We start from the raw sequence: 13,637 nt of genomic DNA, 5'->3' as shown, positions 1-13,637 counted from the left end.
GACTTATCGCAGATCGGCCTCCTCGGCCCGCAATGCCCAGGTTGCGAACCGTTCGCCGTCGTGGCGTTGTTCGACGAAGTTGCGGACCACCCGGTCGATGTAGTCACCCAGTTCGTCGCTGGTGACCTTGTGTTGGCGCAGTTTCCGGCCGAATCCGCTGTCTTCGCCCAAGCCGCCGCCGAGGTGCACCTGGAACCCCTCGACCGGCTTGCCGTCGCCGTCGTCGACCATTTGACCCTTGAAACCGATGTCGGCGACCTGAATTCGGGCGCACGAGTTCGGGCAGCCATTGATGTTGATGGTGATTGGCACGTCGAGCTTGGAGTTGATGTCGTCCAGCCGCTGTTCCAGCTCGGGCACCAAAGACTGCGCCCGGACGCGAGTTTCGGCGAACGACAGTTTGCAGAACTCGATTCCGGTGCAGGCCATCATGTTCTTGCGCCACGACGACGGCCGCGACGGCAGACCGATGGCATCCAGCCCGGCGACCAGTTCGTCGACCTTGTCGTCGGCGACGTCGAGGATGACCAGCTTCTGGTATGGGGTGAACCGGGCGCGATCGGAGCCGGCTCGCTCCATGAGGTCGGCCACCGCCGAGAGAATGGTGCCCGAGACCCGTCCGGCGATGGGGGCCACCCCGACGGCGTTGAGCCCGTTCTTGAGCCGTTGCACTCCGACGTGGTCGATCGGGTGCTTGACCGGCTCGGGGGCCGGACCGTCGATCAGCCGACGGTTGAGGTACTCCTGTTCGAGAATTTCCCTGAATTTTTCGATGCCCCAGTCCTTCACCAGGAACTTCAGCCGGGCCTTGGCGCGCAGGCGGCGGTAACCGTAGTCGCGGAACAGCTTGGTGACCGCTTCCCAGACGTCGGGTACCTCGTCGAGCGGGACCCACACACCGACCCGTTGGGCCAGCATCGGGTTGGTCGACAGGCCGCCGCCCACCCACAGGTCCATGCCGGGGCCGTGCTCAGGATGATTGACGCCGATGAATGCGACGTCGTGGGTTTCGTGGGAGACGTCCTGCAGGCCCGAGATCGCGCTCTTGTACTTGCGGGGCAAGTTTGCGTACTCGGGGTTGTTCATGAAGCGCCGCAGGATTTCGTCGATCGCGGGTGAGGGGTCCAGGATTTCGTCCACCGAGTCGCCGGCCAGCGGTGAGCCGTGGATGGCGCGGGGGCAGTCGCCGCAGGCCTCGGTGGTGGTCAGACCGACCGACGCCAGCCGGTCCCAGATCTCGGGGACGTCTTCGACTCGGATCCAATGGAATTGGACGTTCTCCCGGTCGCCGATGTCGGCGGTGTCTCGGGCGAAATCGGTAGAGACCTGGCCCAGGGTGCGCACCGTGGCGGCCGACATCGGTTTGCCGTCGGAGCGCACCCGCATCATGAAGTACTTGGCTTCGAGCTTTTCGATGTTCTCCTCGCCGGTCCAGGTGCCGTCGTAGCCCTGCTCGCGCTGGGTGTAAAGGCCCATCCAGCGGAAGCGGCCGCGCAGGTCGGACGTCTCGATGCTGTCGAAACCTTGTTTTGAGTAGACGTTCAGGATGCGGTCGCGGACGTTCAGCGGGGCGTCTTCCTGCTTGAACTGCTCCGCGTCGTTGAGCGGCTCACGCTGCCCCAGTGCCCATTGGCCTTCGTTGCGAGTCTTGGCGGGACGGGCTGCTGTGGTCATCTGGCTTACTCCTTCGCGAACATGGCCGACCCGGATTACGGCCTGCGGGCTGCGCAGCGCATTACCGGTTGGGTCCCTTAGGGCGGGAGCCGACGGTGTGCGGCCACCGGTCGGCCTGCGACATCAACGATGATGTTGGTCAGCGGGAAGGTACCCGAAGATACTTCACCGGACCCGCGGGGTCATGGCATCGATGTTGCGCTGCCGGCGCCGGCGCCGCTAGGGACCTTCACGTTGTGAGGTCACATCGTTTGGTTGTGAGCCGCGCGTTCGAGATCCGGATCGGGGGGCTTGACCATGTTGTCCGCCAACGTGGTTCGTATAGCGACCGACGCCCGTGCCGTCACATCGTCGAAAACATCTGTAAGACAAGACGTTGTGATTTCCCGGGTTCGGCGTCGCCATGTAAAGACATTCCCCAGCCCACTGACAGCGATTTGTCAGCGATCTCGGCTATCACTGAACTGCGCCAGGGACATTCGCTGCACCCTCGGCGCTGCCGCGCACTCCACCAAGGTGCAGTTAAAGGGACGGGACGTCGATGGCGTCGAGTGAACCGCCGCTCCGGGTGCCGGGCACGCCGTACGGACCCGACTGGCGTGCTATCACCGCTCGCAACGCCCGATCAGTCCAGACCATCGTGGGCTGGATTTTCTGGGACCCGGGTGCGGTCGCGCGCTATTCAGCGCTGGGCCTACCGGACTACGTGGCGACCGTCCTGGGCTACCAAGCCGCCGGATACCTGGCGGCACGCGCGGCGCCGCTTGCGCCCGCGGGAGCCGAGGCAGTGATCGCTGCCTTCGGATCGATCTCCCCGATGGCGCTGCGTGTCCTATTCCCGGCGGTTGCGCAGTCCGGACGGTCGTTCCTGGACTTCTGGCGAGCTCGTGACGAGGCGGTCGTGGCAGGGCTTCGCACCTACGCCCCGGATATCGTGGCGCCCCTGGAAGCTCTGGGTCCGGTGCTGTGGCCCGTGGTGGAAGCCTTACCCCGGATGGGGCGGGTGTTTTTTGCGGCTCACCTGGACATGCCGCGTCCCGATGATCCGTTGCTGTCGGGCTGGCATGCGGTCAACTGCCTGCGGGAGTGGCGAGGTGACACTCACTGGGCCGTCCTCACTGCGGCCGGCCTGACCCATGCCGAAGCGTCGATTCTGCACAACGCGTGGCTCGGCTACGAAAAAGACTGGCTACCTTTGTCGCGCGGGACTTCGGCCGAAGACCTCTCGGCCGGTTGGGAACGGTTGCGTGCCAACGGATTAGCCCAAGGAGACACGGTACTACAAGCCGGTCTCGATGTGCGCGAAGCTGTGGAACGCACAACCGACGAGCTGACCACCCAACCGTGGCACATGCTCGGCGAAGCCGCCGCTGTCAGCTTCGCCGAGCAGTTCGAGCCTCCTTGTGAACTGTTGCTGCAGCGAGTGGACGAGACCGCGGGCCCGAACTATCAGCCCGCCTCGCGACAGCGTCGATACTGGAACGTGTGAACAGGGGATGAAAGAACGACAGGCACGAAACCACAAGAACTCGACGTAGTCGAGCTGCGGCGGCCCGTATCGGAGTCCAACCTTCCGGCCGGTTCAAGAGGGGCGGTCGTGACGGATTATACGAAGTATTCGGATGGCGGCCAGCCCCCTTCATATGAAGTGGAATTCGCAGATGCTCAAGGCGCCACCCATGCCTTGGTCACAGTCTGCGAAGCGGACCTGGAGGTCGTATGGCGTCCAGACCCAGAACAGTAGCCGTCCGACCCGACTCGACTCAGTTTCCTGTTCTCCTGCCTTAGGCTTTGGTGGCGGCTGAAGATACTCAATTCCGTCGCGCAGCCTCCCGTCATCGGCGGACAGAGCGGACGAGCCGTTTCGCGCGGGTCACGGCCACGTCGTCGTATTATGTTGTGCCACAAACGTGTAGCTGTCATGTTCTACTTCAGTATTTTGCCGCGGTCCCAAAAGCCCTTCGTACATCTGCTGTTCAGCTGCTACCCATTGCCGGTGATGTCGACGAATGCGCGAGGAATGAACGAGGCTCGGTTGGTCGTAGGACAGGAAAACGTGTTGCGAAAGCGGTCGGTGAGTAACCCGGCGCGCTCTAGTGGCGTGAAATTTGGTCAACCTTGGGGTCATGACCCGTCCCGGTGAGTCCGACCGGAACGGGTCAAATCGCCGATCGCCCAGGGCGCTGACTTCGGTGTCTATGTGAGCGCAGATGTATGCGACTTCGCTTGCGGAGCTTCCCAGGCCGGCAGGCAGGACCAGATTGTCGAACTAGCAACTGGAGGTGTCGACCTGTCCGCGGCGGGCCCGAACTATCTGGAACGCGTGACCACTGGGTTGTTCGTCGAATCCCGCTCCTAGACTCCGGCCGCATGGCCGACGTCGCGATCTGCTGGCCGGCGCCTGCATTGTCCTGCCGGGTCCGTTTCAGCGCTTCGCCGAACGGCGCCGGGCCGGATTGGCTGCGTCCAAAAACTTCTCGTGGCTGGTCGCGCGGATCCGGTCCGGCCCGCCGGCCGGATTCTTCCGACTGAATTGGGTGCGTGAGTTGGCCAGTCTCAATGAGTTCTTCGTGCATCACGAGGACGTTCGCAGGGCCAATGGACGCGGGCCCCGAAGCCTCGCGCCCGCAATGGATGCCGCGCTGTGGCGCAACGTTCGCCGCGGGGCACGCTTTTTGAGCCGGCGGCTGCGCGGTTGCGGGCTGGAGGTCGAGTGGGCCGGCGCCGGTGAGGTGGTTCGGGTCCGGCCGGGCGAACCTGCTGTTCGGCTCAGCGGCGCGCCCGGAGAACTCTCTTGTACGTCTTCGGGCGGCAGCCGGCAGCGCGAGTCGACGTCTCGGGGCCGCCGCAAGCCGCTGCGGCGTTGCAGTGCACGCACTTCGGCATATGACGTATCTGAGTGGCACCGGCGACGCGCGTGCGTATTGGCGCTAGTGGCGCCAAAATGGCGCCATGCCCAGTGTGCAGATCAAGGACGTTCCGGAGCACACGCACCAAGTCCTGCGTCAGCGAGCCGCGCGCGCACATCAATCCTTGCAGGAATACCTTCGCAGTCGTCTGATTGCCGACGCGAACCAACCCACGCTGGACGAGGTGTTCGACCGCATCGCCACCCGCCGTGGCGGCCGCGTGTCTTTCAGAGCTGCCGTCGATGACGTCCGGGCGGATCGTGATCGTCGTTGACGCGAGCGTACTGGCCGTAGCGCTGGGCGACGACGGGTCAGATGGTCGGCTGGCGCGGGAACGCTTGGCGGACGAGACTTTGGTTGCTCCCGACCTCATCGACCTTGAGGTGGTCTCCGCGTGGCGCCGGCAGGTCGAGGCCACACGCATACCCGCTCGAAGGGCCGCAAGTGCGGTGGCCGATCTCATGGAGCTGCCCCTGCAGCGGTCCTCCCATCGGCACTTGCTCCACCGGGTGTGGGAACTACGCCATGCCCTGACTCCCTACGATGCCGCGTATGTTGCGCTGGCCGAGGCCCTCCACGTCGCGCTGCTCACCGCCGACGCGCGTCTTTCATGTGCGCCGGGCACCCGTTGCGAGATCGAGGTCGTCGGCGAAATCAGCGACTGACGGCTGTCGAGAAACGTCAATCACCTGAGCTTCAACGGCCAGGAGTCGCGTCCGCCTATGAGTGCCAAATCCGTGGATTGCCTTCGGTGAGGGCGTCAAGTGTGCGGTGAGGGCGTCGAGTGTGCCGTCAGGGCGCGCCCAACGCGAAGTTCCCGCCCTACCCGCACACTCGACACCCGCACCGCACACTCGATACGGCGGCATGAGAGTCGGCCCCGGTGGGCACTCGAGTCTTCTACGTCCTCCTTGAACACCGTCCACGGCAGGTGGTTTGAGCGAAAGTGCCAGCATCGATGACTAGCAGAGGTATCCGATCGCCGAACGCAACATCTACGCGGAGACCGAAGTCGACAATCCGAGAAGCGTCCTGCAAAGCCGCCGTCAGCCGGCCGGATCACGTCGCCCCGCGACCAACAGCCACCGCACTGGCGCCCCCGAAGCACCGCTCGGTCGTCATCGCCGATCCCCAACACCCGCAGTCGGAGCCGGTCACCGAGCCACCCGACCCGAAATTAACGCCGGCCGGTTGCGGACGGGCGCCAGCACGCCGTGGTGCTCGAACTCCGATGCTCACCACGCGCCTGGCACCAGCAGGCAAGTCCATTCACTACACGTCGACATCCTTGGTTACGCACGTGATTCCGGGCCTGGTGAGAGACATACCGGCCAGGGTGACCGGTGTGATGATCCGCTAGCCCGGACTTTGCGGTAAGCGCGGAACGGCATCGCCCACGCAGGAGATGTCCATCGTGTAGCAGACCGCCGTGCCGTCGAGCACGACCGTGCCGTCGTCGCGGATAACGGTGGTCTTGAGTTCGGTGATTGGCTTGTCGCTGCGCACCGAGGTGACCTCGACGCGGCCGGTGATGACGTCACTCGGCCGCACCGGCGCCTTGAAAGACCAGTCGACGTGGAGGAACACCGTTCCGGGGCCGGGAAGTTTTTCGGCCACGACGGCGTTGAGGATCGCGCTGGTAACTCCGCCCTGGACGACGATTTCGCCGAACCGGGACGCCGTTGCGGCGGCTTGGTTGTAATGCAGGGGATTGTGGTCCCCGCTGATGCGCGTAAACAGGGCGATGTCGTCGTCACTGATGGTTCGCGAGAGCTCCGCAGTCTGACCGACAACCAGAGCGCGTCGAATCATGTTGGTAATCATAGGGTTTCTCCTTCAGGGGGTTATGAGCACGTAGCGCGGCCATGGCCACCGCGCCGATTACCGGCCCGGGGGCGAGCGCCAGGAAGGCGTACCGCCAACCGAACAGGCCCGCGGCGAGCGGAACGAGGTGGATCGCCACCACCGTCAACACAAAGCCGATGGCGGTTTGGGCGCTCAATGCGGTACCGACGAGGTGCTTGGGCGCGATCTCGCTCAGCGAGGTGGAGAAGACTCCGGAGTCGGCGATCGAGGAGGCACCCCACACCACGAGGAACGCGACCAGCGCCGGGGTCGGCGCGGCGAAGAACAGCGGTGAGGCCAGGCAGCAGGATGCGCTGAGGGCGAGTGCGCCAAGCGCGGCGGGCCGGCGGCCGAAGCGGTCGGCCGCCCATCCCCCAACGAGCGACCCCGCGGCGCCGGCAACACCAATCGCGACGAACGCGATGCCGCCGGTGACCGTCGCATCCAGGCGGTTGCCGGCCATGAGGAACATCGCCAGCCAGGTCCACAGCGCATACAGCTCCCACATGTGGCCGAAATAGCCGACATTGGTGAGCCGCACGCCACGATCGGCGAACATGGCCACCGCATAGCGCGGCCTCGGGCGGATCAGCCGGCCGTCGAGACGCGGTCCTGGGACGAGGGCGGCCAGCGCGATGACGGCAGCCACCGCGCATAATGCCGCGGCGATGCCCAGCACCGCCCGCCAGGGCAGTGGCCCAACGCCGTTGATGAGGTGCGGAAGCGCCGAGCCGAGGGTGAGCGCGCCGATCAGCACGCCGAACGAGCGACCACGATCGGCGGATCCCGACCATGAGGCCATCAGCTTCATCCCCACCGGATAGACACCGGCCAACGCGAACCCGGTGAGGAATCTCAGCGGAACTGCCACACCGAAACCGTTTGCGCCGCAAGCGAGTACGGCGGTACACGCGGCGGCGCAGCCGGCGCCGGCGGCGACCAACCGTTGTGGTCTGATCCGGTCCGCGAGGTTCAGCAGTGCCGCCGCGACCGCCCCGGCCGCGAAACCGATTTGGACCGAGGCGGTCAGCCAGCCGGCCGCGACGGGCCCCAGAGCCCACTCCGAACGCAGGCTGGGCACGGCCGCAGTAGTCGAAAACCACACGGACAACCCCAAGATCTGAACCACGGCGATAAGGCCGCGCTGCCGCTTGACCATCCGGCTATCCGGTCAGCAGGGATTCGCGATTGGGGTCATCCAGCCCGAGCAGCTCGTCGACCTCCGGCCGCATCGCTCGGCTCAGTACGCGAAGGTGCTCACGCAGCTCGCACAGGTCCCACCGGTAGCCGGCAATGCGCTCGGTGACGTCGAATAACTGCTCCGACAACCGGTCTCGGGCGTTCTGGTAGTCGCGCACGGCGTCGAGCTGGGCCTGCCCGCCGCGTGGCGCGGCCAGTATCGCCCTGGCGAGCAGCTCCGCGTCACGCAAAGCATCGGTGATGCCGTGCGCCGTGATGGGGTCCTTGTAGTAGGCGGCGTCGCCGACCAATGCCCAGCCGGGGCCGCCGCTGGCCCGCAGGTAGCCGGGCGCGCCGGGGTAGCCGCGCAGTCGTCCAACCGGCGCCGCGGCGATCGACTCGGCGACCTCCGGGGCCGCCTGGGCCAGCAGCCCCCGGAAGTCTTCGGGGCGCGAGGCTTCGAACCGCGCCGCCGGGATTCCGACCCAGACGCACGCCAAGCCGTCGTTGGTCGGCACGATCCCCGCAGTGATCCCGGGACGATAGACCCAGTGGTAGCGGTCCCGCGCCAGACCGGGAAAGTAGCCGTAGATGATCGCGCCAGCCGCCGAGCCGCGGCGCCGAAATTCCGCATCGACGGTCCGCGCGACCAGCGAATCGCGCCCGTCGGCACCGACGACAAGCGTGGCGGTGGCCCGAAACGCCTTGCGGTTCCCGCGGGTAACGCCTTCCACGCCGCAGACCCTGCCGTCGCGGCTCAACAGCCGGGTCACCCGTGCCGGGCGCAGTATCTCAGCACCCGCCGCCGCCGCGGCGTCGAGCAGCAGCGCGTCCAGAACGGTCCGGCGCGGGGCCCGCAGCGCGGATATCCCGTCACCGGGGCGAACGTCGACCGTCTCGATCTCGTCGCCGTAGCTGAAATGGGTAGCGCGGATAGCCGGGGCACCCGAGGCGACCACGTCGTCGAGCAGGCCCCAGCGGTGCAGTTGCAGTACGCCGCCACGCATCAGCGCATGGGTGGACAACGTATCGGTGCCGCGCCGCGCGGCCTCGATGACAAGCACCCGCAACCCGGCGCGGGCAAGCAGCATCGCGGTGCTCGCGCCCGCGCAGCGTCCGCCGATGACGATGACGTCGTAGTGGTTGTCCATCGGATTCTCCTCAAAGGTTGGCGAGGTAACGGCCAAGGTGCTCGGCCAAGTCTGCGGCGTCGGCGGCGGCGCCGTCGATGAAGGAAGATTTCCGGCGTCGCAAGAACGGCATGCCGATGAGGTAGAGCCCGGGACTGCCGGTGACGCCGCCGTCGTGACGCGGCCGGCCCTTGCGGTCGAAGACCGGGACGTCGATCCACGACAGGTCCGGCCGAAACCCGGTGGCCCAGAGGATTGTTCGGATCTCGCCGGAGCCGAGGTCCAGGCTCAGCTGCCTCGGCGCCGAAACCGCTGTGGGGGCATAGCGTTGCGGCGGTTCGATGCCGTCGAGTCCGGTCTCGGCCGCCCAGCTGTCGAACGTGTCGAGCAGCCGGTCGAGCTTGAGGTCGGCCAGCGTTGTCACATTGGCCAGCGAACCGGAGAACTGCGCAACACCATCGCGGATACCGGCCAGGCGTCCCACGATCCGCACGCCGAGGCGGCGTAATACGTTGAGGTCGACGGTCTTCCGCTCGAGTGAGCCGACCAGCTGCATCGACGGCAAGTTTCGGGCCCGGATCAGATCGGGGATCTCGTCGTAGCGTTCATCCAGCAGCCCGGCTGAGTCCATCCACCACAGAACGTCCTTGCCGCGATAGGTGCGGGGCATGCGGGTGTGCTCACCGACGGCGATCGTCACCGGACGTCCGGAGCGGTGCAACTCCTCGGCGATCTGGACGCCGCTCGCCGAAGCGCCGACGACCAGGACGCCGCCCTCGGGCAGCTGGCCCGGGTTGCGATAGCTTTTCGGGGTGAGCATCGTGATGCCTCCGGGCACAGCACTTTTCAGTGCGGGCACCTGAGGCACGGCGGTGGCGCCCGAGGCGGACACCACCGCACGTGCATACCAGGTGTCCTGATCGGTTTGCACTAGGTAGCCGCGCTCCGCCGGCCGGACCCTCAGCACGGTGGTGTTGGCCCGCACCGGCGCGGCGGTCTCCTTGGCGTAGTCCGTGATCAGTTCCGCGGTGCCCGATGCGGTCAGGTAGCCGTCGGGGTCGTCACCACGGTAGGCATACCCGGGCAGCCGGGTCATCCAGTTCGGTGTGAGCAGCCGCAGCGAGTCCCACCGCTGGGTGCGCCAGGAGTTGGCCACCTCGCCGCGTTCGAGCACGACATGGTCGACGGAACGGTCGGCGAGGCAGCGGCTCATCGCCAGCCCGCAGTGGCCGGCACCCACCACGACGGTGTCTGTCTTCAGCATTGCGGGCCTCCGTGATTCAGCAGACGTCGACGGTGACGTCGGTTGGGTTGGCGAGCATGTCGAAGACTGCCGAGCGCTTCTGTGACTGTGCCACCAGCGCTTTGATCTCCTCGGGCGTGGCGTCGGCGTTGATCTGATAGCTCACCCGCACGCCGCTGAAGCCGTTGCGGACGTCGGGGTCGGCGCCCAGGATTCCGTGCAGATCGTGCGCGGCCTCGATGGTCGCCTGCACCGAATGCAGCCGGATGTTGCGCTGCTGGGCGATCGAGGCGATGCCGGCGGTCAGGCAGCCGCCGAGAGCAACCAGCACGTACTCCACCGGAGTGGCGCCGTTGTCCTGTGCGGCGAACGCCAACGGGTGATCGGAGTCGTAGGTGAAGCTGGTCTTGTGTTGCTGATGCTTGCCGAAGCCGTAGAACGTGTCGACGCTGGATCGGCTGTGAGTGCCGTTGACCCAGTAAACCTTTGTCCGCCACTGGAACTGGGCGATCTCCGGTGTGTCGGGCAGTATGGCCCGGACACCCAGCAGAGCGTCGACGTTGACGCCGTTGTCGACGGGGTCGGCTGTCTTGGTGGCTAGTGCGGTCATGAACAGTTCCCTTCTGGTGGTTGCGGTGCAACGTATTTGAATTCAGCGCTGCTTGCCATGGACTACTCGGAGGGGCATGTGGAAATGATCGACCGAACCGAGCCGGTAGCGCTTGAGGCATCCGCCTCAAAGTTGGGGTCGTGATCGGTGGCTAGACGCGCATTCTGCGGGCTGATCACCGAGCGCTGAATGTCCATGTCTCGAAGGTTAGGAATATGACGCCCATGGCCGCATCGGGGCTACTACCCAAATTGCGGCAACATCATGTCGGCGCACACGTAGCATGTTGACGTGCGTCAGGAACTGCGGTTCTGCACTTCGGCCGACGGTGTGCGGATCGCGTACGCCACCAGCGGACACGGCCCCGCAGTGGTCAAGGCGGGACATTGGATGACCCACCTCGAACATGACTGGACGTCGAAGGTTTGGCGCCACTGGGTGCAATTCCTCAGCGATGAGCACACCCTGGTCCGCTACGACGAACGCGGCTGCGGACTATCCGACCGGGACTACCCGAGCTTGACGCTCGAGAACTGGGTCGAGGACCTCGAGGCAGTCGTCGATGCCGCCGGAGTGGACCGGATACGCAGATGGCCTGGTTCGACGAGTTGCAGCGATCATCGTGTTCGGGTGAGCATGCGGCGCGCTCCCGCGCGGTCCGGTACGGGGTGGACGTCAGCGAATTGGCGCGGACTATCACGGTCCCGACCCTGGCGCTGCACGGCCGCGACGACGCGGTGGTCGCATTCGACGAGGGGCGCAAACTGGCGTCCTTAATACCGGGCGCCACGTTCGTGCCACTCGGCAGCGCCAATCACATCCTGCTCCAGGACGAGCCGGCCTGGAACGAGTTCCGCGCGCAGTTGCGAGGCTTCCTTCCTGCAGGCCGCTGCGCGCCACCGCTCGACGGCGACCTGTTCACCGACCGCGAGATGGAGGCCCTACGCTTCATCGCCCAGGGATGGGACAACGATTCCATAGCTGCCGCAATGCATTTGAGCGTGCGCACCGTCGAACGGCACCTGTCGAACTGCTATGCCAAGCTCGGCGTTGCGGGGAAGTCGGCGCGCGCGGCCGCCGCCGCCCGGTTGGCGACTCTGGACCCTTAGTTGCTGGAGGCCGCCGCTATCGGTCGCTCGGATCACCCAGTTTGAGGTGGGCGTCGACAATTGGCGTGACCCGCGTAATCAGTTCGTCCAACGGCGTTGACGCGATCGGCTCCACCTGTAGAACATGGCGCAGGTAGGCGATTCCCAGGAGCTGGGCCATCGCCAAGTCGATCCGCAGCTCGGTGTCCGGTCCCCGTAACGGCTTGGCCAATTGCGGATACAGCTGGTCTTGAATGAACTCACGGACCAGGGTGGTGGACTCCTCGTGGGTGGCCGCACCGCGAAGGATCGCCAGCAGCGGGGCGCGCGAATCCGGGTTCTCCCACGCTTCGAAGAACACCCGAGTCAGGCGCGCGCCGATCTCGTCACGTTCACCGCTGACGATGCGCCCTCCGATCTCGACCGGCTCGAACGGCCAGCCAACGGTGGACCGGAACAATTCGGCCTTGCTACCGAAGTAGTGCCGGATCAGTGCCGGGTCGACGTTGGCCGCGGAGGCGATATCGCGCACCGAGGTCTGGTCGTATCCGGCGGCGGCGAACAACCGGCGGGCCGTCGCCACGATCACGTTGCGAGTGTCGGGGTTACCCGGGCGTCGTCCAATCGGGCGCATAGCTCCAAAATTCTACAGTCGTTGACTTCCGCATCGGCGAGCGTTAGCCTTATGGTATAAATTCCACGAGTGAGGAGTTTACGATGCCGGCACCACGATGGGTGGCCAGGGCCAACAAAATCGGTCTCAATCGCGTTACCCGCTACATCGCCCCGTGGGCACCGGGATGGGGAGTCGTGATTCATCGCGGACGCAAATCGGGCCGCGTCTTTCGGACGCCGTTGTGGGTCTTTCGGCGCGACAACGGATTTGTGATCGCGTTGACGTACGGTCCGGGTACCGATTGGGTGCGCAATGTGCTCGCCGCCGGCGGTTGCGAACTGCGGACCAGGCGGCGGCACTACCAACTCGGTGCCCCGACCCTGTTCCGAGACGAGAACGCGGCCGGCATGCCGAAGTTCATCCGGTTCATGCTCCGCTGGGTGATCAAGGCGCCGGAGTTCCTCCAGCTCGAGGTGGTGCGCGAGCTCGCGCCGGCAGGCTGATTCGCGTGGATCCTGTTGCCGTAGTTGAAGGAAAGGCAGCACAGTGACGGTGGAACTACCGAGCAGTCCCCTCGGTGAGGTCGATCCGCAATTCGAGCGGCTCGCGCTGGACGTGGGCGCCGCTACGTTCGGATTAGGCGGGACGAGCGTCCGGGAGAAGTTGCTGCAGAACCTGACCATGGATATCTGTCGGCCATGCCTGGGACTGGCGTTCCGGATGCACGTCACCGCGGCCACCATGCACGGTCTGGGCTACGCCGACCTGTTGGCCGCGATCCGGTTTGTCGCCCCGTATTCGGGCTATCCGGCGGCAGCCGACGCGCTTGCGCGGCTTCGCGATGTCGCAGTCGAGATCGGAATGGACACAAGCGATCTCGATGACGCTTCGGCGCCCGGTGCCGTGGCTGACGTGGTGTCACACGTGGGCACCACCGACGAATGGACCACCGAATTCGTTGCTTGGCAGCTGTCGCGGGCGTGGTCGGAACACCGGCTCAGCGTCCGCGAGCGCGCCATCATGGCACTGACGTCCGATGTGGCCCAGCAGGCTCTCGGCGAGTCCTTCCGCCGGCACGTCGCACTCGCGCTCGACGCGGGTCTCGGTACCGACGGCGTGCGTGACGTGGTGCGCTTCTGCGCCGAGCACGGCATCGCGCGCGCCGCTGCAGCGCTGCGCGAACTCGACAACGTCGTGTCATAGTTCGTTCGGCCCTGCGGCGGCGAGGCTGATGGCTGCCGATAGTGGACTTTTGGCTCTAGCCACCCGGCGGCATCAGGGCTTGGCTCACCTCAGAACGCAATGATGCTTTGCCGATAGGGGTTTTCATGAGGGCAGCGCCT

The 13,637-nt window shown here is 65.7% G+C and carries 14 protein-coding genes and 2 pseudogenes; 9 read left to right on the top strand and 7 right to left on the bottom strand.

Annotated features, from left to right (window positions below):
• Positions 1 to 3: 3 nt before the first annotated feature.
• On the bottom strand, positions 4 to 1,674 hold the full coding sequence (locus tag EET13_RS17735; protein WP_122443506.1) for a nitrite/sulfite reductase: 1,671 nt from the start codon (positions 1,672 to 1,674) through the stop codon (positions 4 to 6).
• Positions 1,675 to 2,215: 541 nt separating this feature from the next.
• Between EET13_RS17735 and EET13_RS17730 the strand changes: the two genes are divergently transcribed.
• The 6 genes and pseudogenes from EET13_RS17730 to EET13_RS17710 all read left to right on the top strand — a co-directional run bounded on the left by EET13_RS17730 (position 2,216) and on the right by EET13_RS17710 (position 5,248).
• A complete protein-coding gene (locus EET13_RS17730; RefSeq protein WP_136623186.1) occupies positions 2,216 to 3,163 on the top strand; it encodes an SCO6745 family protein in 948 nt (315 codons plus the stop codon).
• 48 nt (positions 3,164 to 3,211) lie between these two features.
• Positions 3,212 to 3,418: pseudogene (locus EET13_RS17725) on the top strand (DUF4926 domain-containing protein); the annotation flags it as partial.
• A gap of 456 nt (positions 3,419 to 3,874) precedes the next feature.
• Positions 3,875 to 4,033 carry a hypothetical protein gene (locus EET13_RS30470; protein ID WP_168991300.1) on the top strand — a complete coding sequence of 53 codons (159 nt, stop codon included), beginning with the start codon at positions 3,875 to 3,877 and terminating at the stop codon, positions 4,031 to 4,033.
• Positions 4,034 to 4,049: 16 nt separating this feature from the next.
• A pseudogene (locus tag EET13_RS17720) lies at positions 4,050 to 4,564 on the top strand (TIGR03085 family metal-binding protein); the annotation flags it as partial.
• Positions 4,565 to 4,626: 62 nt separating this feature from the next.
• Complete coding sequence (locus EET13_RS17715) at positions 4,627 to 4,857, top strand: FitA-like ribbon-helix-helix domain-containing protein (protein WP_122443503.1); 231 nt, start codon at positions 4,627 to 4,629, stop codon at positions 4,855 to 4,857.
• Positions 4,826 to 5,248, top strand: coding sequence for a type II toxin-antitoxin system VapC family toxin (locus EET13_RS17710; protein WP_244603972.1), 423 nt, complete (start codon positions 4,826 to 4,828; stop codon positions 5,246 to 5,248). Before EET13_RS17715 ends, EET13_RS17710 begins: the two co-directional genes overlap by 32 nt.
• 691 nt (positions 5,249 to 5,939) lie before the next feature.
• Here the strand turns inward: EET13_RS17710 and EET13_RS17705 are convergent.
• From EET13_RS17705 to EET13_RS17685, 5 genes are read right to left on the bottom strand one after another with little or no spacing between them, the layout of a single operon-like run.
• Complete coding sequence (locus EET13_RS17705; RefSeq protein WP_244603971.1) at positions 5,940 to 6,395, bottom strand: MaoC family dehydratase; 456 nt, start codon at positions 6,393 to 6,395, stop codon at positions 5,940 to 5,942.
• Positions 6,337 to 7,587, bottom strand: coding sequence for an MFS transporter (locus EET13_RS17700; protein WP_122443500.1), 1,251 nt, complete (start codon positions 7,585 to 7,587; stop codon positions 6,337 to 6,339). The genes EET13_RS17705 and EET13_RS17700 overlap by 59 nt, the downstream gene beginning before the upstream one ends.
• Before the next feature lie 4 nt (positions 7,588 to 7,591).
• Positions 7,592 to 8,758: an NAD(P)/FAD-dependent oxidoreductase gene (locus EET13_RS17695; RefSeq protein WP_122443499.1), complete on the bottom strand. Its 1,167-nt coding sequence runs from the start codon at positions 8,756 to 8,758 to the stop codon at positions 7,592 to 7,594.
• 10 nt (positions 8,759 to 8,768) lie between these two features.
• On the bottom strand, positions 8,769 to 10,001 hold the full coding sequence (locus tag EET13_RS17690) for an NAD(P)-binding domain-containing protein (protein ID WP_122443498.1): 1,233 nt from the start codon (positions 9,999 to 10,001) through the stop codon (positions 8,769 to 8,771).
• A 16-nt stretch (positions 10,002 to 10,017) separates the two neighbouring features.
• Positions 10,018 to 10,590 carry an OsmC family protein gene (locus EET13_RS17685; RefSeq protein ID WP_122443497.1) on the bottom strand — a complete coding sequence of 191 codons (573 nt, stop codon included), beginning with the start codon at positions 10,588 to 10,590 and terminating at the stop codon, positions 10,018 to 10,020.
• Positions 10,591 to 11,180: 590 nt separating this feature from the next.
• Between EET13_RS17685 and EET13_RS30950 the strand changes: the two genes are divergently transcribed.
• The gene (locus tag EET13_RS30950; protein WP_211189089.1) at positions 11,181 to 11,699 is read left to right on the top strand and encodes a helix-turn-helix transcriptional regulator; all 519 of its coding nucleotides are present in this window, start codon (positions 11,181 to 11,183) and stop codon (positions 11,697 to 11,699) included.
• Positions 11,700 to 11,715: 16 nt separating this feature from the next.
• Here EET13_RS30950 and EET13_RS17675 read toward each other — a convergent pair whose 3' ends face one another.
• The gene (locus EET13_RS17675; protein WP_122443496.1) at positions 11,716 to 12,312 is read right to left on the bottom strand and encodes a TetR/AcrR family transcriptional regulator; all 597 of its coding nucleotides are present in this window, start codon (positions 12,310 to 12,312) and stop codon (positions 11,716 to 11,718) included.
• An 83-nt stretch (positions 12,313 to 12,395) separates the two neighbouring features.
• Here EET13_RS17675 and EET13_RS17670 point away from each other — a divergent pair, with 83 nt between their 5' ends.
• Positions 12,396 to 12,797 (top strand): nitroreductase family deazaflavin-dependent oxidoreductase, encoded by a 402-nt coding sequence (locus EET13_RS17670; RefSeq protein WP_122443495.1) that lies wholly within the window; start codon positions 12,396 to 12,398, stop codon positions 12,795 to 12,797.
• A gap of 43 nt (positions 12,798 to 12,840) precedes the next feature.
• Entirely contained in the window at positions 12,841 to 13,497 is a 657-nt protein-coding gene (locus EET13_RS17665) for a carboxymuconolactone decarboxylase family protein (protein WP_244603970.1), read from the top strand.
• The last annotated feature ends 140 nt before the right edge of the window (positions 13,498 to 13,637 follow it).

Origin of the sequence: Mycobacterium attenuatum (assembly GCF_900566085.1) — a bacterium.
Classification (GTDB): Bacteria; Actinomycetota; Actinomycetes; order Mycobacteriales; family Mycobacteriaceae; genus Mycobacterium; species Mycobacterium attenuatum.
This window is presented reverse-complemented; position numbering and strand designations above follow the sequence as displayed.